At 62.6% G+C, this 22,893-nt stretch carries 22 protein-coding genes; 19 read left to right on the top strand and 3 right to left on the bottom strand.

What is annotated here, in order from left to right:
* From ACTNFK_RS10450 to ACTNFK_RS10395, 12 genes are all read left to right on the top strand, one after another.
* The gene (locus ACTNFK_RS10450) at window positions 1-735 is read left to right on the top strand and encodes an enoyl-CoA hydratase/isomerase family protein (RefSeq protein ID WP_435936761.1); all 735 of its coding nucleotides are present in this window, start codon (window positions 1-3) and stop codon (window positions 733-735) included.
* A 238-nt stretch (window positions 736-973) separates the two neighbouring features.
* Window positions 974-2,452 carry an APC family permease gene (locus tag ACTNFK_RS10445; RefSeq protein WP_435936760.1) on the top strand — a complete coding sequence of 493 codons (1,479 nt, stop codon included), beginning with the start codon at window positions 974-976 and terminating at the stop codon, window positions 2,450-2,452.
* A gap of 98 nt (window positions 2,453-2,550) precedes the next feature.
* Window positions 2,551-3,858, top strand: a complete 1,308-nt coding sequence (gene gabT, locus ACTNFK_RS10440; protein WP_445117219.1) for a 4-aminobutyrate--2-oxoglutarate transaminase — start codon at window positions 2,551-2,553, stop codon at window positions 3,856-3,858.
* A 76-nt stretch (window positions 3,859-3,934) separates the two neighbouring features.
* Window positions 3,935-4,717, top strand: coding sequence for a FadR/GntR family transcriptional regulator (locus tag ACTNFK_RS10435; protein WP_445117160.1), 783 nt, complete (start codon window positions 3,935-3,937; stop codon window positions 4,715-4,717).
* Window positions 4,717-5,397, top strand: coding sequence for a cache domain-containing protein (locus ACTNFK_RS10430; RefSeq protein WP_435936757.1), 681 nt, complete (start codon window positions 4,717-4,719; stop codon window positions 5,395-5,397). The genes ACTNFK_RS10435 and ACTNFK_RS10430 overlap by 1 nt, the downstream gene beginning before the upstream one ends.
* Window positions 5,398-5,484: 87 nt before the next feature.
* Window positions 5,485-6,288 carry an SDR family NAD(P)-dependent oxidoreductase gene (locus ACTNFK_RS10425; protein WP_435936756.1) on the top strand — a complete coding sequence of 268 codons (804 nt, stop codon included), beginning with the start codon at window positions 5,485-5,487 and terminating at the stop codon, window positions 6,286-6,288.
* A gap of 102 nt (window positions 6,289-6,390) precedes the next feature.
* Window positions 6,391-7,683, top strand: a complete 1,293-nt coding sequence (locus tag ACTNFK_RS10420) for an FAD-dependent oxidoreductase (RefSeq protein ID WP_435936755.1) — start codon at window positions 6,391-6,393, stop codon at window positions 7,681-7,683.
* Window positions 7,684-7,693: 10 nt separating this feature from the next.
* On the top strand, window positions 7,694-8,158 hold the full coding sequence (locus ACTNFK_RS10415; RefSeq protein WP_435936754.1) for a flavodoxin domain-containing protein: 465 nt from the start codon (window positions 7,694-7,696) through the stop codon (window positions 8,156-8,158).
* Window positions 8,159-8,202: 44 nt separating this feature from the next.
* Window positions 8,203-9,573 carry an NAD-dependent succinate-semialdehyde dehydrogenase gene (locus tag ACTNFK_RS10410; RefSeq protein WP_435936753.1) on the top strand — a complete coding sequence of 457 codons (1,371 nt, stop codon included), beginning with the start codon at window positions 8,203-8,205 and terminating at the stop codon, window positions 9,571-9,573.
* Between the two features lie 88 nt (window positions 9,574-9,661).
* Complete coding sequence (locus tag ACTNFK_RS10405) at window positions 9,662-10,999, top strand: glutamine synthetase family protein (protein WP_435936752.1); 1,338 nt, start codon at window positions 9,662-9,664, stop codon at window positions 10,997-10,999.
* Window positions 10,996-11,694, top strand: coding sequence for a gamma-glutamyl-gamma-aminobutyrate hydrolase family protein (locus ACTNFK_RS10400; protein ID WP_435936751.1), 699 nt, complete (start codon window positions 10,996-10,998; stop codon window positions 11,692-11,694). The genes ACTNFK_RS10405 and ACTNFK_RS10400 overlap by 4 nt, the downstream gene beginning before the upstream one ends.
* Before the next feature lie 99 nt (window positions 11,695-11,793).
* Entirely contained in the window at window positions 11,794-12,888 is a 1,095-nt protein-coding gene (locus tag ACTNFK_RS10395; protein WP_435936750.1) for a C45 family autoproteolytic acyltransferase/hydrolase, read from the top strand.
* A gap of 175 nt (window positions 12,889-13,063) precedes the next feature.
* Here ACTNFK_RS10395 and ACTNFK_RS10390 read toward each other — a convergent pair whose 3' ends face one another.
* Complete coding sequence (locus ACTNFK_RS10390; RefSeq protein WP_435936749.1) at window positions 13,064-14,128, bottom strand: LLM class flavin-dependent oxidoreductase; 1,065 nt, start codon at window positions 14,126-14,128, stop codon at window positions 13,064-13,066.
* Window positions 14,129-14,309: 181 nt separating this feature from the next.
* Window positions 14,310-14,699, bottom strand: a complete 390-nt coding sequence (locus ACTNFK_RS10385) for a DUF2568 domain-containing protein (RefSeq protein ID WP_435936748.1) — start codon at window positions 14,697-14,699, stop codon at window positions 14,310-14,312.
* Window positions 14,700-14,794: 95 nt separating this feature from the next.
* Here ACTNFK_RS10385 and ACTNFK_RS10380 point away from each other — a divergent pair, with 95 nt between their 5' ends.
* The 3 genes from ACTNFK_RS10380 to ACTNFK_RS10370 are packed head-to-tail and all read left to right on the top strand — an operon-like array spanning window position 14,795 to window position 17,439.
* The gene (locus ACTNFK_RS10380; RefSeq protein WP_435936747.1) at window positions 14,795-15,343 is read left to right on the top strand and encodes an NfeD C-terminal domain-containing protein; all 549 of its coding nucleotides are present in this window, start codon (window positions 14,795-14,797) and stop codon (window positions 15,341-15,343) included.
* 25 nt (window positions 15,344-15,368) lie between these two features.
* Complete coding sequence (locus ACTNFK_RS10375) at window positions 15,369-16,853, top strand: flotillin family protein (protein ID WP_435936746.1); 1,485 nt, start codon at window positions 15,369-15,371, stop codon at window positions 16,851-16,853.
* Window positions 16,854-16,857: 4 nt separating this feature from the next.
* Window positions 16,858-17,439 carry a PH domain-containing protein gene (locus ACTNFK_RS10370; RefSeq protein WP_435936745.1) on the top strand — a complete coding sequence of 194 codons (582 nt, stop codon included), beginning with the start codon at window positions 16,858-16,860 and terminating at the stop codon, window positions 17,437-17,439.
* Window positions 17,440-17,517: 78 nt separating this feature from the next.
* Here ACTNFK_RS10370 and ACTNFK_RS10365 read toward each other — a convergent pair whose 3' ends face one another.
* Window positions 17,518-18,102, bottom strand: a complete 585-nt coding sequence (locus ACTNFK_RS10365; protein ID WP_435936744.1) for a YqaJ viral recombinase family protein — start codon at window positions 18,100-18,102, stop codon at window positions 17,518-17,520.
* A 254-nt stretch (window positions 18,103-18,356) separates the two neighbouring features.
* Between ACTNFK_RS10365 and ACTNFK_RS10360 the strand changes: the two genes are divergently transcribed.
* From ACTNFK_RS10360 to rplL, 4 genes are all read left to right on the top strand, one after another.
* Window positions 18,357-19,079: a response regulator transcription factor gene (locus ACTNFK_RS10360; protein WP_435936743.1), complete on the top strand. Its 723-nt coding sequence runs from the start codon at window positions 18,357-18,359 to the stop codon at window positions 19,077-19,079.
* Window positions 19,080-19,264: 185 nt separating this feature from the next.
* Entirely contained in the window at window positions 19,265-21,676 is a 2,412-nt protein-coding gene (locus ACTNFK_RS10355) for an HAD-IC family P-type ATPase (RefSeq protein ID WP_435936742.1), read from the top strand.
* Between the two features lie 230 nt (window positions 21,677-21,906).
* Entirely contained in the window at window positions 21,907-22,416 is a 510-nt protein-coding gene (rplJ, locus tag ACTNFK_RS10350; RefSeq protein ID WP_433646109.1) for a 50S ribosomal protein L10, read from the top strand.
* Between the two features lie 75 nt (window positions 22,417-22,491).
* A complete protein-coding gene (rplL, locus tag ACTNFK_RS10345) occupies window positions 22,492-22,869 on the top strand; it encodes a 50S ribosomal protein L7/L12 (protein ID WP_433646108.1) in 378 nt (125 codons plus the stop codon).
* Window positions 22,870-22,893 lie beyond the last annotated feature (24 nt).

The following is a 22,893-nucleotide window of genomic DNA, read 5'->3' as shown; positions in this document are numbered from 1 at the left end:
ATGACACGCGAAGTACGAATTGAGCATCCCGAGAACTTTCCGGGGCTCGCCATTCTGCGGCTTGATGCGCCGGACCGAAAGAATGCCCTGACCGGTGACAGTGCGCGTGAGATTCGCGCTGCATTCGCTGAGTTGGAAGCTGACTTGGACATCGCAGCGTTGGTGATTACGGGGGGAGCATCTTTCTGCGCCGGAGCACATCGGTCGCTGCTGGAGGCTGCTGGTAGGGAAGAACCCGGAGCGCTGACGGACATGCGTGATGTTTACGGAGTCTTCTCTGACATGCGTGCCTTGCACGTGCCGATCATCGCGGCGGTGTGCGGGCCGGCAGTTGGGGCCGGGTTCAACATCGCCCTGGCCGCGGACGTGCGTGTCGTAGCCGACGATGCCTATTTCCGTTCGATGTTCATCGCGAACCAGATTCACCCGGGAGGGGCGCACCTACGTATGCTCAGAGACCTAGGTGGCATCGAAATTGCCACGTATCTGGCAGTACTTGACAACCCGATGTCGGGCTCAGAATTCGCCCAGAGGGGACTAGCCAGTCGTGCGGTGCCCGCCGAATCGGTGGAGCACGAGGCGCTTCGTCTTGCTGGACGAGCTGCAGCGCAACCGGGCCTCGCTCGATTGATCAAGGAGAGTATTTCGGCGACGGCCGCCATGGATGTCGAAGATGCGGCGGATTACGAGGCCTCGAAACAGGCGGAGACCTTGGCCGCACGCGAGCGACCTTAGAACCCGCCTGTAAGTTTCTCACGCGCGGAACAGTGGGAACTTGCCTCAGACCCACCCCGCTGGGCTTCCATCAGCGCGGGCCGTGCGGGAGGAACTCACGAATCGCAGTCCCGATAAAAACCTTGACTTCATAACTTTAATGAATAAGGATAATTTATGGAGTCGATCGAAGTTGATCGACTCCACCTTCCGAAAGTCAATAGAAATTCTCGGTTGAGAGTCCAATGGAGGACGAAACATGGCAACACATGACAGAGTCGCAATCGGTACAAGCGACGACGATCAGCTCGCTTCGCTTGGGTTTAAGCAGCAATTTAAGCGAGAGATGAGTCCTTGGGCTAACTTCGCTCTCGGCTTTACCTACCTTTCGCCGGTCGTCGGTATTTACGTCACTTTCGGCATCGCACTCGCCACAGGTGGTCCGCCCATGATCTGGGCGCTGGTTATTGCAGGCCTCGGTCAGTTGCTGGTGGCTCTCGTATTCGGCGAAGTTGTTTCGCAGTTTCCGGTTGCCGGTGGTGTCTACCCGTGGGCGCGGCGTCTGTGGGGTCGCAAGTGGGCCTGGGTGACCGGCTGGATCTACCTCTTTGCGCTGTGGGCAACTATCGCAGCGCTCTCGTACGGAGCTGGACCGTACATTGCTGCACTCTTTGGACTTGAGCCCTCTTCGCGACTGAATGTTGCGCTTGGACTCGTACTCCTGACGATTGTGACCGTAATCAACTTCTTTGGAACTAAGGTCCTCTCCGCCTTCCTGAAGTTCGGATTTGCGGCAGAACTGATTGGTGCGCTCGCGGTCGGTGTGTGGCTGCTCACCACAAACCGCTACCACGACATCGGAGTGATTTTCGACACGCAGGGAGCTGGCGAGCCTGGTTCATACGTGGCGGCATTTCTCGCCGCTGGTTTGATTGGTGTCTACCAGTACTACGGCTTTGAGGCGTGTGGTGATGTGGCGGAAGAGATCAAGAACCCGAGTCGTGTCATTCCGAAGACGATGCGCATGACGATCTATGTAGGCGGAAGCGCAGCGATATTCATTACGCTAGCGCTAATCCTCTCGGTGAGTGACTTCGGTGCGGTGATCAGTGGTGAAAACGCAGACCCGATCAACACGATTCTCGCTGACGCATTCGGACCGTTCGCACCCATCGTGCTCGGCATTGTGGTTATCTCCTTCATTTCCGGAGGACTGAGCCTCCAGGCTGCAACCAGTCGGCTACTCTACTCTTACGCTCGCGACAACATGATCTTTGGAAGCAAAATCCTGTCGAAGTTCTCTGAGCGTCACGGCGTGCCAGTGGCTGCGATCCTCGTGGCGGGTATCGTGCCTGCGCTGATTACCTTCATTGCTCTGTTCTCTGAAGACGGCCTATTCAAGATCGTTTCCTTCGCGACTGCTGGAATCTACATCGGTTTCCAAATGGTGGTTCTTGCCGCTCTTCGGGCGCGTGTCAAGGGCTGGAAGCCCAAGGGCGAATTCACGATGGGGCGTTGGGGAACACTCGTAAATATTGCCGCACTCGTCTGGGGTGTCGCAGCGATTGTGAATATCGTGTGGCCGCGCACACCCGATGCGCCGTGGTGGGATAACTACATCGTGCTCCTGTTAGTCGCGATCGTTGTCCTTGGTGGCACCGTCTACATGCTGATCTCTGGTCGAGCTGAGCGCAGCACCGCACCGTACACCGACGCTATCCCGGTCATCGGAGAGTAAACGGAGCGAGGTAGTCGCTCCGAAAACCCACCTGTAAAGGAGAATCTCACTTGCTCAATCACACAACGCCGGAGCAGCAGCGAAGGCTCGTCACCGAGATGCCGGGTAGCCGCTCTGCGGAACTCGATCGGCGTCGCCTTGAGGCGGTGGCCCACGCGGTTACCCCGACTCTCCCGGTCTTTATTGAATCAGGAGGGCAAGGAATTCTCGTTGACGTTGACGGGAACCACTTGATCGATTTTGGCTCGGGAATCGCCGTCACAAATGTCGGGAATGCTGCTCCGGCCGTTGTGAGACGCGTGCAGGAGCAGGCTGCGAAGCTCACTCACACATGCTTCCTGCTCGCACCATACGAGAGCTATGTCGCCGTGTGCGAAGAACTCAATCAGGCGACCCCGGGCGACTTCGTCAAGCGCACTGCACTCTTCAACTCGGGCGCTGAGGCGGTTGAGAACGCCGTAAAGTTTGCGCGTTCGTTTACAGGACGTAATGCGGTGGTGGCCTTCGAGCACGCATTCCACGGCCGCACGAATCTGACGATGGCACTCACTGCAAAATATGATCCCTACAAATCCGGGTTTGGGCCGTTTGCGCCGGAGGTCTACCGCGCGCCGCTGTCCTATCCTTATCGTGACGGTCAGACGGATGGGGTGGCAGCCGCAGAGCGAACCATTGCATACCTCGACAAGCAGATCGGTGGACCGAACGTCGCCGCACTTGTCATTGAACCGATTCAGGGTGAGGGAGGCTTTATCGTGCCTGCAGAGGGGTTCCTTCCTCGACTGCAGCAATGGTGCAATGAGCACGGAGTGGTGTTTGTCGTTGACGAGATCCAGGCAGGCTTTGCCCGAACAGGAAAGATGTTTGCCAGCGAGCATTTCGGGATCGAGCCCGACCTGGTCGTCACTGCCAAAGGCTTAGCGGGTGGGCTTCCGCTCTCTGCCGTCACCGGGCGCGCGGAAATCATGGACGCGCCGCAAAAGGGCGGGATCGGCGGAACCTACGCCGGCAACCCCCTCGCCTGCGAGGCCGCGCTCGGCGTGTTTGAGACGATCCGGAGCGAGGGGCTGCTCGACCGTGCGGCCTGGATTGGATCCGTGATCCGCCCTCAACTCGAACATCTGCAGGAGACGCTCGGGATTGTTGGTGATGTTCGCGGAATCGGAGCGATGCAAGCGATCGAATTCGTGGATCCTGTCACGCAGGTACCCGCACCGGAGCACGCCGCAGCGGTAGCGCAGGCCTGTCATTCCGCCGGAGTGGTGGTGCTTGTTGCGGGCACCTACGGAAACGTCATTCGCCTCCTGCCACCCCTGGTAATCCCCGAGGATCTCCTTCGTGAAGGGCTTGAAGTCTTCACTCGTGCGATCACTGAACGTGACGCACTGGTTGGTCTCACCGGGTAGTCGCGATGTAGCTCCGTACCCGTCTGTTTTAGGTCATCTTGTCGGTACGCGTGATACCTATGGAATGCTACATATTATGGAACAACCAAGAGACCTGCGTAAAGCTGCTCTGCTGATGCCATTGGCCGCAGGCGTCCGATCAGACACGGTCGTTGAACGGCTGTCTGCGGCGGTTCGCCTGGGGCTCATGGTTGACGGTGAGCAACTCCCTAATGAGACGGATCTTGCAGGGCAGCTCAACGTCTCGACGGTCACCTTGCGGGAGGCACTCGGTCGATTGCGGCAACGCGGAATCATCGAGACTCGACGCGGCCGCAACGGTGGAAGTTTCGTGCGGTTCGTCGACGACCAATCGCCGGCAGATCTCCTGCAGCGGCTTCGTGAGCGCTCTTCCGCGGAGTGGAGGGACTTCGGGGAAGAACACATAGCGATCAGTGGGCGGATCGCGTGGCTCGCCGCGCGGCGAGCCACGCCCAGCGAGGTAGAGCGTCTCAGAAACCTTGCGGCTGAACTCGATGGATCGGTGAGCCGCGCTCAGCGTCAACGCGCGGACAGTCGGTTTCATGTCGCGCTCGCGGTTGCCGCACAGTCTGAACGGCTGCTCCAAATCGAGGTGAGGCTGCAGGCGGAATCGACCGAGCTCGTCTGGTTTTGCGGGGAAGAACAACTCGAGGTGTCCTCGGTGCGTGCTGCTCATCTTGCGCTCGTGGACGCGGTGGCGAATGAAGACGAAGCGCTCGCGCGGAAACTGGCGGAGGAACATGTACAGTTCAATACTCGCCTGATCGCTGGGAGAGCTTCGGCGGAAGTTGAATCCACTTCTGCAACGAACATGTTTGCACCAAAGGAGGTGAGCTGATGGGGAAAGGACAAGAATTGCGGAGCATCGTTGAATCTCTGGTGAATGTGCAGGAGCAAGCATTCACGCCGCTTCGCGAGGGTGCCCGGACCGCCTCACTGTTGTTCGATCGAGTTCAGATAGACGGGCGTGTTATGGCGGATGAGCTCAATGCGCTCCAGCCAGAGATCTTCCGTCGCCTTGAGAATATCCCGGCCTTTTATGGCACGGGGTTCGTTGCGGATCCCTCAGCGCTTGCGGATGCAAAACTCTATGAGGAGTGGTGGCTCCGCAGCGAGGACGGAGTGCCTAGACGGCTCTCGGTGAACCGCGAATACGACTACACGACTATGCCGTATTTTGCGGGCGCCTCGCGAGGTGCCGAAGTCATCGTCGGGCCATATTTGGATTTCACTGGAGCTGACAAGTTCGTGTTCACCCTCGCAGTGCCAGTGGTGGCAGGAGATCGATTTATCGGAGTGTACGGTGCAGACGTGATTGTCCCGACAATGGAGCGAACCCTCATGCCTATCTTGCGGGCTTTCGTTGGGGAATTGGTGTTGTTCGGCGATGATCGCCGGGTCGTTGCGTCGACATCGGCCGACTATGGCCCCGGGGATCGTATCGCCCTCAACGCGGATGAAGTGGGTGCCTCGAGCGCCGTCGGCACACACTGGCAAGTGGCACAGATCCGGCGGTAAAACACATGCCACTGCTCGAAGCTCAGGGGGACTTCTCGCGCGACGGGCGCTAGTAGTCCATATGAAACGAACTGAAAGTCGACACATATGTCATCAAGACAATCGACAGCCGTTGGATTCGACATTATCCGAGATCTGTTCGATCTCACGGGTCGAACTGCGGTGGTCATCGGCGGAACGAGCGGTATTGGGGCTCGCGGAGCATTGACGCTCGCTCGCGCTGGCGCGCGGGTGTGCGTTGCTGGCAGAGACGCGAGGCGCGCTGACGAAGTTGTGGGACAGATCCTTGCGGAGGGAGGGCATGCTGTAGCCGAGCAGGTCGATATCACCTCAGAATCCTCGGTGCACTCCCTCGTGGAACGGGTGGAAGAGCGCCTAGGGCAAGCGGAGATTCTCATCAATTCTGCTGGCATCTTCCACATGAAGCCTACCTTCGACCTCTCGCTGGCCGAGTGGGAGGAAATGGTCTCGGTGAACCTGACCGGGACATTCCTCGCGTGTCAGGCCTTTGGGCGTGCGATGTGCGCGAATGGATACGGGAGGATTATTAACCTCGCGTCCACGGACGCGCAGGTCGGAGTGAGTGAGGAAGCCGCCTATTGCGCGTCAAAGGGCGGGGTACTGCAACTGACGCGCGCGCTCGCCGCTGAATGGTCGAGTAGTGGGGTTCGGGTCAATGCACTGGGACCCACGGATTTTGAGACACCACTCACGAGTGCGGTGCTTAGCGACCCCGACTACCTCGAATGGGCGAAAGCGGTAATCCCAGTCGGCAGGCCCGGCCAGGTTCACGAGCTTGATGCCGCGATGCTGCTTCTGGCATCCGCAAAAGGGGCCGAGATGATCGCCGGCCACTGCCTGATGGTCGACGGTGGACGGACCGCGATTTAGTGCCGTGTAATGCGAGAAAAGATGTTTTTTGAAATATAAACCTATACAAACTAAAGTTTCTAAGATAATGTTCAATGAATCGATCCCGTGCAAAGGAGTACCGTGTCGCTCACATCACCGCTTCGCGTGGCCATCGTTGGCAGTGGTCCGAGCGGCTGTTATATGGCGCAGGCGTTACGTCGAGCGTCTCCGGATGCGGAGATTCAGATTTTTGAGAAGCTGGTGTCGCCATTCGGTCTCATTCGTTACGGCGTGGCCCCCGATCATCAGCACACCAAGAGCATCGTCCGCCAGTTCGAACGACTCTTCACCTATCAGGGAGTCGGGCTTGTCGGGAACGTGGAACTGGGGGTTGACGTGAGCCTCGCCGAGCTCCAGGAAGCGTTCACCCTCGTAGTGTTGGCGACTGGACTCACCCAAGACCGGACGCTTATGCTTCCTGGGTCGCAGCCGCTTCCGGCGATTGGCGCAGGAGATCTCATCCGCCAGTGGAACGGTTACCCCGGATCCGCACCGAAGAGCGAGCATCTCGGGGAACGTGTTGTTGTGGTCGGGGCCGGAAACGTGTCGATGGACATCCTGAGGATCCTTGCCAAGCGACCGGCCGATTTGGTCGGTAGTGATATCTGCGATGAGGCGCTTGGGTCGTACTTCGATCGACCAGCGCACACCATAACAGTGGTGAGTCGTTCGGGCCTGGATGCAGCTAAATTCGATCCCGTGATGCTCACTGAACTGGGGCAGATCCCGGGCGTTCGTTTTTCTTTCGCCGGCGAACTCGGCCGGGTCAGCGACAGTTCCGCGCGCGCGAAATCCCGACGCGAAGCAATGGACCTGCTGTGTGATCGGGAGGTTCCCGAGCCAATTCGCCTGCAGGTTGAGTTCCTTTTCGGGTGGGCCCCGATCTCCTACGGACGCAATCTCGCGGGTACGCAGGTTGGGATTCAGGCATCTGGTGGTGAGATCCGCACGCTCACGGTTGATTCCGTGGTCACTGCCATCGGCTTCCAGCACGGAATCGATCACTCTGGATTTCTCGACGCGGAATCGCAGCACGTGCTGGGTGCGGGTGCTGCCTCGGGCAAGGTCCGAGATGGCCTGTACTGCACCGGTTGGCTGCGGCGTGGGTCGGATGGCGGAATCCCCGAAAATCGGCGCTGTGCGCAAGAGGTCGCGGCCACCATCATTGCCGATCTCTCGACCGGCAAAGTGCGGCCGGAGCCGAGTCAGCGCGGGCTCGAAATGCTCCCCAAATCAGTCACGGACCGGGCCACCGACTTCCAGGCGTGGGTGCGGCTCGATCATGCAGAAATCTCTGCCGCGCGACCGCAACGAGTCCGACGAAAGTTTCCCGACCATGGGGCGATGCGTGCGCTCGCCCTCACCAACGATTGAAGGAATGGCGATGAAGTTTGTTTTTTTGTATGGCACCGAGTCAGGGAACAGCGAGATGGTGGCTGAGGACCTTCGTCTGGCGCTCAACGCTGAACATGAATCAGAACTCTCGGACCTCCGCGATTACCCCGTATCCGAGCTCGACCTAGGGGCCTTCTACGTCATCGTGTGCTCGACCTACGGCGAAGGTGACCTCCCCAATTCGGCAGTTCCATTTGCAGAGAAGCTCGTAGAGGTCTCGCCCGACCTCACCGGGTTGAGATATGCCATGTTTGGGCTGGGCGACACCTTTTACGAAGAAACCTACAGTCAGGGGTCCGAAGCACTTGATCGGCTCTTGCGCAGTCTCGGAGCGCTTCGTGTGGGTGAATACGGTCGGCATGACGCATCCACCTGGGAAGCCCCGAGCGATGTGGCGCTGGCCTGGTTCCCGCCCGTGGTCGAGGCCGCACTATCTGAAAATGTCAGCGTGTAGACCGGGCATTAGCCACGCCATCCAGCACACACAAAGGAGTGAAAATGACACACCGGTACAACACGATAAATCCAGCCACCGGAGAAGTCGTGGCCTCGTTCCATGATGCCACAAACGAGGAGATAGCCGAAGCACTTGACACGGCGGAGTCATGCTATCGAGACTGGCGTTCGCGGCCGCTCTCCGAACGTGCCGCGGTCGTGGCAAAGGCCGCTCAGCTGTATCGCGAACGCGAAGACGAACTCGCGCATCTCATCACCCTCGAAATGGGCAAGCCCATCCAACAGGCCCGGGGAGAGATCCGGGTTTCAGCACGAATCCTGGACTACTACGCGCAGAATGCAGAGAACTTTCTGGCGGATGAACCAATTCCGGTGGAGAGCGGCTCCGCCTACGTCCGATCGGAGCCAGTTGGTGTGCTTCTCGGCGTCATGCCGTGGAACTACCCGCACTACCAGGTCGCGCGATTTGCCGGGCCGAACTTGGTGCTGGGAAACACGATCCTCGTGAAACATGCCGCGAACTGTCCGCAGTCAGCACAGTCGATTGAGCAGCTCTTCCTCGATGCTGGCCTACCCAGCGGTGGATATCGGAATCTCTTTGCCACGCATGAGCAGACCGCCACGATCATCGCAGATCAACGGTTGCAAGGTGTCTCACTAACCGGCAGCGAGCGAGCGGGTTCGATCATCGCCGAACAGGCGGGCCGTCACCTGAAGAAGGTAGTGCTTGAGCTGGGTGGCAATGACCCTTTCATCGTGCTCGACGATCGCGACTTCGACGAGACGGTGAAGGCCGCAGTTTCCGGCCGCATGTCGAATGCTGGGCAAGCGTGCACCTCACCAAAACGCTTCATCGTGCACGAGTCTGTGTACGAGCGATTTGTTTCCGCTGTCGCGCAAGGCCTCCTCGAGTTCGAGCCGGGCGATCCAATGAGACCTGAGACAAAAATGGGCCCAGTGTCGACCGAGGGTGCACGGGCCGATCTCCTGGAACAGATCGGCGATGCCGTCACCCGTGGAGCCACGCTCATCCACGGTGGCACAGAAGGAATTGGCGAAGGCTCCTTCCTCATGCCGACTCTGCTCGCTGATGTGGCACCGGGAATGCGCGCGTGGTCCGAAGAGCTGTTCGGTCCGGTGGGAATCGTGCACAAAGTCGCGAGCCCCGATCACGCGATTGAACTCGCAAACGACTCACCGTATGGGCTTGGCGCGGCAATCTTCGGTGGAGATTCCGAAACTGCGCGCTATGTCGCCGAGCGTCTGGAGGCTGGAATGGTCTTTATCGGCGGTAACACCGACTCCGAACCAGAACTTCCTTTTGGTGGCATCAAGCTTTCAGGCTTCGGCCGGGAACTTGGGCCCCGCGGCATGGACGAATTCGCCAACAAGAAGCTCATTCGGATCGTGTAATTCCAGAACCCACCCCCTCACGTCTCCTGGTTGCAACGATGCGACCGCATCACCGTGAGACACGTACATATTTTGAAAGAACAGGCAAATGACTGAACTAGACCTCCACCGCGAAGCAAACAGTGTGGTGCCGGAGCAGATCCGCGAACAGATTCGAGACCAAGGTGTGGAGTACATCTACTACCAGACAGTGACCCTCAATGGGCGCATCATGGCAAAAGTTGTGCCAGCCGCTCAACTAGAGCGCAATCTCGATCGTGGGGTCTTCATGCATCGATCCGCCGCTGCGGACTTCCAGGAGACCGTTGGCGGGGTCATGCTCGGGGGCGGAGCCCAGGCAACCGAGTTCGTCGCGATGCCCGATCTCGACACGTTCGCCGTGCTCCCGTGGGATACGCGAATTGCTCGTTTCATGTGCACGATCTATGAGCCGGATCACCGTCCAGAAATCGGAGGGCGAACCTTCGCCGCTGATGCTCGAGGGCACCTGAAGCGAACGCATGCAGCTTTCACCCAGTCGACCGGCTATGAGCTCAAGACGGGCTGTGAACCCGAGATGACCTGGTTTGGACCACAAACAGAGGTGAAATCCCGTGCTGGAACCGGACCCTCGTACCTCTACAACGAACTCGAGCGGGTTCGTGAAATCTACACCCGGGTGATGGGCTACGCGACCGCCATGGGTTTCGAAATGGTCGAGGGGGACTATGAGGATGCCGGCCAGATTGAGTTGAATTGGATGTTTGACCGGGCCGAAATTACCGCGGATCGGCTCGTCACCTATCGGACCATTTGTGCCCAGGTTGCCCGGGAACTGGGAATTAAGGCATCATTCATGCCGAAGCCGATGCAGGGTTCGATGGGGTCTGGCTGTCACCACAACCTCAGCCTGTGGCGCGACGGAGTAAACCAATTTGCAGAGCCGGGCCGCAAGGATTTCCATCTCACCGAAGTAGCACGTCATGCATTGGGCGGTATCCTCACGCACGCCTCCAACTCCATGGCAGTCATGGGATCCACCGTTAATAGCTACAAGCGCTACTGGGATCCGGGTCAGTTCGCGCCCACGAAAGTGAATTACGGTTTTGACGACCGCACATGCTCAGTGCGCGTGCCCTCGGTGGGACGCGTCGAATACAAACTCCCCGATGCCGCAGTCAACCCCTACCTCTCACACACGCTCCTCCTTGCCGCCATGAAGGATGGTCTGGATCGGCAGATTGATCCCGATGCGGTGGAGGCAACGCAACTACCGCTCAATCTCGGGGAAGCGGTGAAGAAGTTCACCGAGGACGACGTGGTGTGGGGCGCGTTCCCGACAGAAATGTCCGAACTCATTCGTGACCTTCGAACTGATGAGTGGTCTCGGTTTTGCGGGGCTGTCACCGACTGGGAACGTGAGCAGTACCTGGACTTCCTTCCGTGACCTTGCCGCTCATTGCGGTCACCGCGATGGCCTCCGAACGCATCGAAGGGCTGCGTTTCGGGGGGCACGCGGTGTCTGCCGCTGTCCTCCAAGCAATTGCTCGAACCGGTGCAGTCCCCGTGTTGATCACGTCGGTCAGCGCCGCCGAGCAGTTTCCCCTCGAGCGCTTCAGCGGGCTCGTGGTTCCCGGTGGCGGCGACATCGATCCGAGCCTGTACGGCGGAGACCCTGCGTTGGCGCACGGGACCCCAAACCGCGTGCAAGACATTTTTGAGATTGAACTGCTCCAGAGGGCCATCGGAGAGCGCATTCCGGTGTTCGCGATTTGCCGGGGGATGCAGGTGCTCAATGTTGCATTGGGAGGAGACCTCGTCGGAGACCTCCCCGTGAACGTGGTACCGTATCGAAAGGGCTACCACGATGTGACCCTAGACGAGGGGTCGTTGGTGGCGCGAGCAGTGGGAGGGTCGCGCATTTCGGTCTCCACTTATCACCATCAGGCACTCGGTAGACTCGGTGCAGGACTTGCAGTAGTAGGGCGTGCGGATGACGGTTGTATCGAGGCAGTGAGTCACGAGGAGGCACCCGTTCTCGCTGTGCAGTGGCATCCGGAGGACGATGCGGCTGAGAACGCGCAGGATCAGGGCTTGTTCGATCGGTTTGTCGACATGTGCGTAGCGTTCCGTAGGGGCTGAATCTTGCAGCGCACGCAGTAGCTCCGCTGATCAGTCGGCTGAGTGTGAGAGCGTGGGGTGATCCACCCTCGATTTGATCGGAAAGCCAGCCACCAGACTATGACTGACTCATCACCCGGTACCGCTGCCCCCGCTAACACGCGCCATTCGCGCGCTCACTTCGAGCTGGCGGGCACCACTCCTCGCGAGCTCGGTCGCGCACGCGGGCTCGCCATGCGCGGCACGATCGACGCCGCCTACCAGGGGTATGCCGCGATCTTTCGCGCGGTCGGCGTCAGCGAAGCGGCCGAGCGCGAGGCCGCCGTCGCATCGTTCGCCGCGGTTGAGGCCTGGCGCCCCGAAATCGCCGAGGAACTCCGCGCGGTCGCCGATGCGTCCGGTCTCTCCATCGACCGAGTGATGGCGCTCAACGCGCGCACCGAGATCCTCGCTATGGGCACCGCGCCTGCGCACGAGTGCTCGACGGTGTCGATCCGCCTCGGCGGTGCGATGCACAGCGTGCAGACCTGGGATTGGCACGTGGATCTCGCCGAGTTCTGGCACACGCAGACCGTATCGGGACTGGGCTACCGCTTCGCGGGCATCACCGAGCAGGGCATCCTCGCGAAGATCGGACTCAACGAGGCCGGACTTGCCGTCAACTTCAACATTCTGGGTCATGCTGCAGACGGGCCGGGAGGCGTGCCCGTGCACCTCCTCGCCTACGCAGTACTACGCGAGTGCGCGACCGTCGAAGAGGCAGTCGCGCTCGTGCGAGCTACCCCTGTGAGTGCCTCGACCTCGCTCACGCTCACAGACACGGGCGGCGCCGTCTCGCTCGAGGTCACCCCAGTCGGCGTCTTCGAAGCGCCGCTGCGCGAGGGCTACCTGATCCGCACGAACCACTTCCAGCACCCGACGCCGCTGCGCGAGCAGAAGGCCTCCTACGAGCCAGACTCATCAGAACGCTTCGACCTGCTCGAACAGCGGATCGCGGCGGATCGCCCTGCCGATCTCACCGCGCTGGTGTCACTGCTCGAGAGCGGCGAGGGGGATCCGCCGCTGAGTTGCGTGGCAGACCCCGCAATGCCCCTCGGTGACCGTTGGCAAACACTCGCAACCGTGGTGATGACCCCGGCCGAACGCCGCATTCGCGTGCTCGACGGCATGCCGACCGAGGCCGCGACGGGCCCCTGGGTGGAGTTCACGCTCTAGGCAGCGCGATCCACTATCACCCTTCACTTGCCGAGCCGCCCGTGCTCGCTTTCTCGCGCACAATCGGGCAGTAGGTGTCGCCTTGATCGCTCAGAAGCGACACCTACTGCCCGATTGTGGTGGGGTGTGCGGGGCGCGGGGCGAGTGAGGGGCGCTGGGCGCGCCCCGCCCGCAGCTAAGACGCGAGCAGCTCGCGCACGCGCGGGATTACCTCACGCCCGTAGCGCTCGATGCTCGACATCAGCAGCGCGTGGGGCATCGTGCCGTTCGCGTACTTCAGATCGAAACGATCAGCACCCAGCGTGCGCACGGTCGCGGCGATCTTCTGGGCGACGGTTTCGGGGGATCCGACGTACATCGATCCACTGTCTGCCTCGTGCTCGAACTCGGCGCGCGCCGCCGGCGGCCACCCGCGCTCGCGCCCAAGCCGGTTGCGGAACGCCTCGTAGTGCGTCCACAGTTCGTCGCGCGCCTCGGCATCGGTCGCGCCCACGTGACCCGGCGAGTGCACGCCGACGGGCATCTGCTCGCGCCCGAGCTCGCGCTGCGCGTTGCGGTACAGCTCGACAAACGGCAGGAACCGCTCGGGCTCGCCGCCGATGATCGCGAGCATCATCGGGATCCCCACCTGCACCGACCGCATCACCGAGTGCGGGCTGCCGCCCACGCCGATCCATGCGCGCACGCCGCCCTCCTGCTCGGTCTTCGGGAACACCTCCTGGTTCACGAGCGCCGCCCGATGCTTGCCCGACCAGGTCACGGCACCCTCGCCGCGCAGCTGCGCGAACAACTCGAGCTTCTCGTTAAACAATCCCTCGTAGTCGTTGAGGTTCAGCCCAAACAGGGGGAACGACTCGGTGAACGAGCCACGCCCCAGCACCACCTCGGCGCGACCGTTGCTCACCGCGTCGAGCGTCGCAAAGCGCTCGTACACCCGCACGGGGTCGTCGCTCGAGAGCACGGTGACGCCGGTGCCGAGCAGCATGCGCTCGGTGCGGCCGGCGATCGCCGCGAGTACGATCTCGGGTGAGCTGATCGCGAAGTCGTCGCGGTGATGCTCGCCGAGTGTCAGCGCGTCGACCCCCAGTTGATCTGCGAGAACCGCCTGCTCAACCACATCACGCAAAACCTGCGCGTGGTGGATCGGCTTCCCGTCCGGGCCGACGGTGACGTCGCCGAAGGTGTCGAGTCCGAGGATGAGCTGCGAATGATCCACTGCGGGAGAAGTATTCAGATTCATATAATCTTCAACTAAGCGCGCGCCCGCGGTATTCCCGCGAATCTTGCCCGGTTTCTGAGGGTGGATCGCGCAGCCCGCCCTGTGTAGTGCGCCTGCCCCACTTCAATGTGACGCAAAGTGTGGTCAACCTTGCTTGGGGGCGACATTTCGTGTCACATTGCCCGAGTCATGCGCGCATAACTTAGGCCGGAGCGAGACGACTCGGCGCGAGGTACCCGACCACCGCGGCCACGACACCGAACGCAACTGCGACCACCCAGTGCACGCCGAGGGCGAGCATGGCGCCCACTCCCGACGCGATGAAGAGCAACTCGATGAGCCCCTGGCCAAAGCGATCGGTGTGCAGCACCGGCTTTGGCGAAAGGAATAGCGCCCAGATGAGGATCGCGAGGAGTGTGAAGCCGATTCCGGTAAGGAGCCCAGGCCACGGCCATGCCCAATCGAGGAAGGCCCAGAACGCCACGATGACGACGGTGATGAGGTGGCATGCCGAGCGCACGAGTTGCAGGATCAGCGTGGAGCGCGAGGGGGACGCGGGCGATGCCGGTGAGGCGGGGGTCTCAGAAGTCACCCCAGGAGTCTACCCGGGGTCCGCTTCGCGCTCGCCCTGACCGATGACGGGGGTGCTCGATAGACTGAATTCAACGCACAGTGAGGAGGCCGCACGTGAACGACATCATCTCGTGGTTCGAGCGGCTCATCGATGGCTCGCTCGTCGCCGGCGGCATCTTCCTCATCATCGGAATCGCCGGCGCGATCCTGCTCCTCATCTCGGTCTTACTCGACGGCGTCTTCGACTTCTTCGACTTCGGCGACGGCCCGCTCAGCCTCACCACGATCGCCGCGTTCACGGCGATCTTCGGGTTCACGGCATTTGCCACGGTCGGGGCGGGTGCTTCTACTCCGGTGGGTGCGGTGGTCGGCTCGTTGGCCGGGGTGCTGGGGGGAGCCATCGCCTGGTGGCTGAGCCGAGCGATCCGCCGGGCAGAATCCACGACCTCGGTGACCGCTGACGAACTCGTGGGGGCCGAAGCGAGCGTGGTGCTCGCGATCCCCGCGGGCGGGCTCGGCGAGGTCGCCCTCGTGCGCCACGGCGAGCGCATATCGCTCTCCGCCACCGCCGACGCGCCCATCGCCCGTGGCGCGCGCGTGCGCGTCGCGCAGACCCTGACCGCCACCTCGGTTCATGTTGAACTATTGAATACCGACCCGTAACCGCCACCGAACCATCGGAGACGACATGCTTTTCGCCACCCCGGCCATCATCGGCATCTTCGGCGCGGTCATCGCGCTCGTGCTCGTTGCGCTCGTCATCATCAAGCGCTACCGGATCGCCAAGCCAGACGAGGCCATCATCGTCACCGGCGGGAAGGGCAAGGAGATTCGTGGGGCCGACGGCAGCGTCAACCGCGACCTCTCGGGCCAGAAGGTGGTCACCGGCGGCGGCGTGTTCGTGCTGCCGTTCGTGCAGAAGTCGTTCACCATTTCGCTGCGCTCGCGCCGGCTCAGCATCACCACCGAAGCGCAAACCACCGACGGCATCACGATTCAGGCGCAGGCCGTCGCGGTCGTGAAGGTCGGTGGTACGCAAGAGATGATTCGCGCCGCCGCCCAGCGTTTCCTGTCGAACTCAGACGAGATCGACGAGTCGACGCAGGAGGTGCTGTCGGGTTCGCTGCGTTCGATCATCGGCGGGCTCACCGTGTTGCAGATCATTCGGGATCGTGCGGTCGTCGCGCAGAGCGTGCTCGAGGCGGCTGAGGAGGCGCTGACGAAGCAGGGCCTCGTGGTCGACACGCTGCAGATTCAGGAGATCCGCGACGGCGCCGACTACATCACGAACCTTGGTCGGCCGGAGGCCGCCAAGGTGCGTCAGCAGGCCGACATCGCAGAGACCAATTCGTACCAGGCGTCGCAGGAGGCCAAGATCGCGGCCGAGCGGGTGCTGCTTGACCGCAACCGTGAGCTGAAACTGCGACAGGCCGAGATTCAGGTGGAAACCGACAAGGCGAACGCCCAGGCAGGCGCCGCGGAGCCGCTCGAGCAGGCGATCCAGCAGCAGGCCATCGTGCAGCAGCAAGAGATCACCGCGCAGCGGGAGGTCGCACTGAAGAAGGAGCGACTGAACGCGGAGGTGCGTGCGGTCGCCGAGGCTGAGGCGTTCCGCGTCGAGGCGCTCGCGAAGGCGCAGGCCTCGGCCACCGTTGCGACGGCCGAGGCCGACGCCCGCACCATCGAGACCCGCGGCCTTGCCGAGGCGCGGGCTACCGAGGCGAAGGGTCTCGCCGAGGCGCAGGCGATCGATGCCCGGGCTCGGGCGCTCGAGACGCAGTCGCAGGCGGTGCTGGCGCAGGAGCTGATCCACCTACTGCCCGCGATCGCGCACGAGTACGCGCAGGCGATCAGCGCGATCGACACCATGACAGTGGTCTCCGCCGACGGCACAGCCAAGGTCGCTGGTGAGGCCATGGGCAATCTGAAGGGGTTGCTCGACATGGCGCGCGACACCGTGGGCATCGACCTGGTGGGCGTGCTGAACGGGGCCGTGACCGGAGGTGCTGCGGGTGCCGCCGCCGGGCACGCGTCGGCGCGTGCCGAGCGTGCCGAACTCGCGGGCCTGTCCGAGCGTGCCGGGCAGATCGCGCGCACGCGCCTTGATGCCGCCGCGAATGAGGCGGGTGACCGGGGAGCCTCGGCCGTAAGCGAGCCCGGGGCGGCAGAATAGGGGCATGTCCACACCGCGACCCACTGAACCTCCGATTCAGGCGGAGTCCGTGGTGCTGCGGCTGCGGAGGCACGGGCGTGCGCTCACGCTTCCGGTACTGATACTCGCCGCGCTCGCGGTCGCCGCGGGATTCTGGGTGGGGGCGCTGCCGGAGGCCTGGATGAATCTGGCCGCTGCCGGCGGCGCGGCGGCGCTCGCGCTGCTTCTCGGCGTGGGTCCTGTGCTCAGCTGGCTCACGCGGCGAACGATCATCACCAACCGGCGAGTGATCGCCCGCAGCGGGGTGTTCGTGCAGCACCGCAGCGAGGTGCCGCTCAGCCGCGTGCGCGAGGTTCGATCGAGGCGCACACTGGTGCAGCGCATGTTCGGCTCGGGCGACATCGAGCTCGTGGGGGGCGCGGGAGGGGTCGGCGGGTCGACCGTGCTGCGCGACGTTCCCGGCTTCGATGCGGTAGCGGATGCTCTGCAGGAGCTCGTCGAGCAGGACTTCACTCGCGCTCAGGCCAACGCGTCGGGCCGGGTGCCGGGGTCTCCCGCGCCGCAGGTGTCGTTCGGACAAGGCGACACGGTCTCGATTCCGCGCTAGGTGTAGGTCGCGAGATCACCGCTTCGCGCGAGCGAGCGAATCCGCCGCAAGCACCGGCACCGGCACCGGCCGCCGAAACTACCGCGAGCGAGCGATCAGGGTGTCGATCAGCTGACCCGCAAGTGCCACAAGCTTTGCGATCTCGTTCTCGTCGCGATCCACCCAGCGATACTGCGGATCGCCGACCGGCATGAAGTTCTCGTGGCGCTCCCACACCATGAGCGTGCGCTCCGCGCCCAGTACGTGCTGCTGCCACCACACCTGACGCAGGTACGAGCGAGGGATCGAACGCCACTCCTTGTTGGTGGTCTTGATCTCGGCGAGCTCGAGGTGGCCCGCATCTCGCAGCACGAGCCCGTCAGGCGTGGCCAGGTGCCGCGCGTCGTCCTGCGCGTGGAAGAGCGCCTGGCTCGGCTCGATGCCGTATTCCCGAAGCACCCACGCCGCGATGACCGGCTCGCGCGACTTGCCGTGATCGGTGAAGGCGTTGCCGGAAAATCCGCTGCCGTGCAGTTTTTGCCAAGCCGCCGTGTCGATGGAGCGGGGTGTCGACAGCTTCGCCACGTCGGTCGCGGTGATGCCGCGCGCACGCGCACGCATCCAGGCCGCCCGATCGGTGCCGTCGGTCACGATGCGTCTCAGGTGCTCAGGCGTGTGGATCATCGCCCCTCATTCTGCCAGTGATTCCGGCTGCGAGGTGTCAGGGCGGCGGCGCGAGGTGCAGGGAAACCGGCGCGGAAGTGCTGTTCAGCCTTGCAAATTGATGAACTAAGTGTGGATTAGACTCCAGTATGCTGTTGGTAGCCGTGCAGAAAGTGCTCAGTTCCACAACGATTTCCCTCGATTTTTTAATACATGCGTGCGTAATCTTTTTATTACCAGCCCCCGCATAGTCGGAACCGTCATACTTGCAGGTTATGGGCGCAGCAAAGATACAGCCGAGTGACGGAGCGAAGATCCGCGCACTCGTGGTTGATGACGAGGATTCAATTTCCAACCTCATTGCGATGGCATTGAGATACGAGGGATGGGACGTAGATACTGCGTCGACGGGAGCCGAGGCAATTGAGAAGCTCCGCAGCTTCAATCCCGATGTCGCGGTGCTCGACATCATGCTTCCCGACTTCGACGGCATCCAGGTGCTGTCACGTTTTCGCAGTGAGGGCTACCTCCTGCCGGTACTTTTCCTCACGGCGCTCGACTCGGTCGATGACCGAGTGAACGGCCTCACCGCGGGCGGCGATGATTACGTGTCGAAGCCCTTCAGCCTCGAAGAGCTCATTGCCCGGCTGCGCGCCCTCGTGCGCCGTTCGCAGTTGATGCAAGATCAGCACCCCGATCCGATCCTGCGCGTCGGCGATCTCATGCTGAACGAAGACAGCTACGAGGTTGAGCGCGCCGGCGAGCCGATCGACCTCACCACCACCGAGTTCGAGTTGCTGCGGTATCTGATGCGCAACCCGCGTCGCGTGCTTTCCAAGTCGCAGATTCTGGATCGCGTCTGGAGCTATGACTTCACCGGCAAGCCAAGCGTGGTCGAGCTCTACATTTCGTACCTGCGCAAGAAGATCGATGCGACCAGGCCCCCGATGATCCACACGGTCAGGGGCGCGGGCTACATGCTCAAACCATCGGTTTGAGTCGGCCCCCGGGTGCCGAGATCCGCTAACAATGCGACAGAAACTTTGCTTCTGAGGCGCTGACAAGCGGAGCTTCTGTCGCCTTGTTGCGGTTGGCACCGGGTGGCAGCGGATCGCAGCCGCTCGCAACAGACTTCACTGAGGAATTCCGACGTATCGGGCTAGACCTGCAATAGTCTGCTGCTATGGATCAGCGGGTACTGGGGCTCACGCGCGAAGAAGCCGAACAGCGACTGCGTGAGGGCCTCGGCAACGCGGCGCCGAACTCCAGCAGCCGCACCCTGCGCGAGATCCTCGCGGCGAACGTCTTCACCCTCTTCAACGCGATTGTCTTCACGGGCTTCGCGACGCTGCTCGTGCTCGGCCGCTGGCAAGACGCGCTGTTTGGCTTGCCGGCGCTCTTCAACACACTGATCGGCGTGGTGCAAGAGTTTCAGGCGAAGCGCACGCTCGACCGGCTGGCCGTGCTCAACGCTCCTTCGGCGCGGGTACTGCGCGACGGCGAAGAGACCGAGATTCCCCTTGAACAGGTGGTGCTCGGCGATGCGCTCGTGCTGCGCGCGGGCGACCAGGTCACGGCCGATGCGCGCGTGATCCACACCGCCGATCGCGGCCCCGGCACGCTCGAACTCGACGAGTCGCTCCTCACCGGCGAATCCCACTCGGTGCCGCGCCACACCGGCGACGAGGTGCTCTCGGGCTCGAGTGTGGTGGGTGGATCCGGGCTCGCCGAGGTGACGCGCGTCGGGGCCGATTCATACGCCGCGAGCCTCACCGCCCAGGCGCAGCGCTTCTCGATGGTGCGCTCGGAACTGCGCGGCAGCGTCGACCGGCTGCTGAAGTGGATCACCTGGGCGCTCGGCCCGGTGGTGCTGATCGTCGCGAACGGGCAGATGCAGTCGCACGGGGGCTGGGAGGCGGCGATTGCGAGCGGGGCCTGGCGCGAGGCGGTGGTGGGAGCGGTCGCCGCGGTGATCGCGATGGTGCCGCTCGGCCTCGTGCTCGTCACCAGCATCGCGTTTGCGGTGGGCGCGGTGACGCTCGCACGCCGAAATGTCCTCATCCAGGAGCTCGCGGCTGTCGAGGGGCTCGCCCGCGTCGACGTGCTGTGCCTCGACAAGACCGGCACGATCACCACCGGCGAGATGACGCTCGACGGGGTCGAGTCGATCACCGAGGCCCCCGGGTGGGAGGCGGTGCTCGCGCACCTCGGCGGCGCCCAGGGTGCGAACTCCACTGCCCGCTGCCTCGCCGAGCGCTTTGAGCCCGGCGGGCGCGCGCTCGAGGTGGAGCACGAGATTCCGTTCGGCTCGGCGTGGAAGTGGAGCGGGCTCGTGGTGCCCGCCGGCATCGCCCCCGGCACCTGGATCTTTGGCGCGCCGGAGTTCGTCTTTGAGGCTGGCGGGGCGGATCCGCTCATCGCACAGACGCTCGACCGGGCCGGCGTATGTGCGGCGAATGGCCTCCGCACCCTCGTGCTCGCGCACACCGTAACGGCCGCGCCACCCGCCGAAACTCCTACCCTGCCCGCGGGGCTCACGCCCGTGGCCCTCGTCACGTTTCGCGAGCGGGTGCGCCCCGACGCCGCACGGACCATGAGCTACTTCGCTGAGCAGGGGGTGGGGATCCGCATCATCTCGGGTGACGACCCGCGCACTGTTGCCGCGGTGGCGCGCGAGGTGGGCATCGACTGCGACGGCGGGTTCGATGCGCGCGAACTGCCCACGGGTCTGGCCGAGCTCGGCGAGGTGCTCGAGCGCGAGCGCGTATTTGGCCGGGTCACGCCCGAGCAGAAGGTGTCGCTCGTGCGCGCGCTGCAGGCGAAGGGTCACGTGGTCGCGATGACCGGCGACGGGGTGAACGATGCCCTCGCGATCAAGGAGGCCGACCTCGGGATCGCGGTCGACAGCGCGGCGCAGGCGACCAAGGCGGTGGCGAGGCTGGTGCTGCTCGACGGGCGCTTCGAGCGGCTGCCGGGGGTGGTCGCTGAGGGGCGACGCGTCATCGCGAACATCGAGCGTGTCTCGATGCTGTTCCTCACAAAGACCACGTACGCGCTTTCGGTGGGCGTGATCTTCGGGCTTCTCGCGTGGGCGTTCCCGTTTCTGCCCCGTCAACTCTCGATCACCGACGGTCTTACCATCGGCATCCCCGCCTTCTTCCTCGCGATCATGCCGAACTCGGCCCGCTACCGCGAGGGCTTCCTGCGCCGCTCGCTGCTGTTCGCGATCCCCTCCGGGCTCATCGTGACCGCGGGACTCATCTCGGTGTATCTCGTGGGGGAGCGGCTCGGACCCTTCACCGTGAGCGAGATGCAGTCGGCCTCGACCCTGACGCTCGCGGGCATTGCGCTGTGGGTGCTCGCGGTGCTCTCCCGCCCGTTCCACGCGTTCCGGCTGCTTATCGTGCTGGCAATGTACGCGGGCCTCGGCCTCATCTGGGCGATTCCGTTGTCGCAACAGTTCTTCGAGATTGGGTGGCTGCCCGAGCCGCTCGGTGTCGCCGTGCTGGTGATCGTCGGCGTCGGCGTGATCCTCGTCGAGCTGCTGCGCGCCTGGCACGTGCGGCAGATCCGCAGGACTGACCCGCAGGACTGACTCGCAACCTGTGATAAGCTAGCCGACGGCCCAAGACCGCCGGTAGAAACTCGCAAGAGTTCTGTAACAATCGCAAGAGCGAAGACCTGCGCAGGTACGAATATTTGAGTGTGGATCTCGATCCGCCCCCGAAGCTCCGTGCATGCGCACCGGAGCTTTTTTTATTGTGACGGGTGGTTCGGCCCCCGGGAAGCATCCGCTTCGCGGGGACACACAAGCTAAGGAGCGCCATGGCTACGAAGGATGCTAGGCTCGCCGACCTTCAGAAGAACTTTGAAGAGTCGGCCGCCGTATTGCTGACTGAGTACCGCGGTCTGACGGTTGCCGAATTGCGCGAACTGCGCGCCGGTATCCGTGAGCACGCGACGTACGCCGTGGCGAAGAACACGCTGACCAAGATTGCCGCGAACAACGCTGGCATCACCGCATTCGACGACGAGCTGACCGGTCCTTCGGCTCTCGCCTTCGTGCACGGTGACGCTGTCGCGGTCGCTAAGTCTCTGCGTGACTTCGCTAAGGCACACCCTCATCTGGTGGTGAAGGGCGGCTACTTTGATGGCAAGCCCCTTTCTGCTGCTGAGGTTGGCAAGCTCGCCGATCTTGAGAGCCGCGAGGTGCTGTTGGCCAAGGCTGCCGGCGTCATGCAGGCGTCGCTGATCGGTGCCGCACAGCTGTTCAACGCTCTGCCCGCCAAGGCCGCTCGCGGTTTCGGTGCGCTGCAGGAGAAGCAGGACGCGTAAGAACCGTTTCGGTTCACCCCCATAAGACCCGCTCGTCGCGCGCAGCGTGACAGGCACACATCAAGGAGATACATCATGGCAAAGCTTTCAACCGAAGAGCTGCTCGAGCAGTTCAAGGAGCTCACCCTCATCGAGCTCTCGGAGTTCGTCAAGGCATTCGAAGAGACCTTCGACGTGTCGGCTGCTGCTCCGGTTGCAGTTGCTGCTGCTCCCGCTGCTGCCGCTGAGGCCGTCGAGGAGAAGGACGAGTTCGACGTGCTGCTCGAGGCTGCCGGCGACAAGAAGATCCAGGTCATCAAGGTTGTGCGCGAACTCACCGGCCTGGGCCTGGGCGAGGCCAAGGCTCTCGTTGAGGAGGCTCCGAAGAACGTTCTCGAGGCCCTCAAGAAGGACGCAGCTGAAGAGGCACTCGCGAAGCTCACCGAGGCTGGCGCAGTCGCAAAGCTCGTCTAGTTTGCTCTCACTAGCTCGCTAGTG

The organism is Leucobacter fengyongliangi, from assembly GCF_052386045.1.
This window is presented reverse-complemented; position numbering and strand designations above follow the sequence as displayed.

Excerpts from the sequence above, each read along its gene's own strand:
- ACTNFK_RS10360 (WP_435936743.1), top strand. The coding sequence starts at position 18,357 with ATGGGCGCAGCAAAGATACAGCCGAGTGACGGAGCGAAGATCCGCGCA.
- ACTNFK_RS10365 (WP_435936744.1), bottom strand. The coding sequence starts at position 18,102 with ATGATCCACACGCCTGAGCACCTGAGACGCATCGTGACCGACGGCACC.
- ACTNFK_RS10410 (WP_435936753.1), top strand. The coding sequence starts at position 8,203 with ATGACACACCGGTACAACACGATAAATCCAGCCACCGGAGAAGTCGTG.
- ACTNFK_RS10430 (WP_435936757.1), top strand. The coding sequence starts at position 4,717 with ATGGGGAAAGGACAAGAATTGCGGAGCATCGTTGAATCTCTGGTGAAT.
- gabT (WP_445117219.1), top strand. The coding sequence starts at position 2,551 with ATGCCGGGTAGCCGCTCTGCGGAACTCGATCGGCGTCGCCTTGAGGCG.
- ACTNFK_RS10425 (WP_435936756.1), top strand. The coding sequence starts at position 5,485 with ATGTCATCAAGACAATCGACAGCCGTTGGATTCGACATTATCCGAGAT.
- ACTNFK_RS10415 (WP_435936754.1), top strand. The coding sequence starts at position 7,694 with ATGAAGTTTGTTTTTTTGTATGGCACCGAGTCAGGGAACAGCGAGATG.
- rplJ (WP_433646109.1), top strand. The coding sequence starts at position 21,907 with ATGGCTACGAAGGATGCTAGGCTCGCCGACCTTCAGAAGAACTTTGAA.
- ACTNFK_RS10445 (WP_435936760.1), top strand. The coding sequence starts at position 974 with ATGGCAACACATGACAGAGTCGCAATCGGTACAAGCGACGACGATCAG.
- ACTNFK_RS10370 (WP_435936745.1), top strand. The coding sequence starts at position 16,858 with ATGTCCACACCGCGACCCACTGAACCTCCGATTCAGGCGGAGTCCGTG.
- ACTNFK_RS10450 (WP_435936761.1), top strand. The coding sequence starts at position 1 with ATGACACGCGAAGTACGAATTGAGCATCCCGAGAACTTTCCGGGGCTC.
- ACTNFK_RS10435 (WP_445117160.1), top strand. The coding sequence starts at position 3,935 with ATGGAACAACCAAGAGACCTGCGTAAAGCTGCTCTGCTGATGCCATTG.
- ACTNFK_RS10355 (WP_435936742.1), top strand. The coding sequence starts at position 19,265 with ATGGATCAGCGGGTACTGGGGCTCACGCGCGAAGAAGCCGAACAGCGA.
- ACTNFK_RS10405 (WP_435936752.1), top strand. The coding sequence starts at position 9,662 with ATGACTGAACTAGACCTCCACCGCGAAGCAAACAGTGTGGTGCCGGAG.
- ACTNFK_RS10375 (WP_435936746.1), top strand. The coding sequence starts at position 15,369 with ATGCTTTTCGCCACCCCGGCCATCATCGGCATCTTCGGCGCGGTCATC.
- rplL (WP_433646108.1), top strand. The coding sequence starts at position 22,492 with ATGGCAAAGCTTTCAACCGAAGAGCTGCTCGAGCAGTTCAAGGAGCTC.
- ACTNFK_RS10395 (WP_435936750.1), top strand. The coding sequence starts at position 11,794 with ATGACTGACTCATCACCCGGTACCGCTGCCCCCGCTAACACGCGCCAT.
- ACTNFK_RS10390 (WP_435936749.1), bottom strand. The coding sequence starts at position 14,128 with ATGAATCTGAATACTTCTCCCGCAGTGGATCATTCGCAGCTCATCCTC.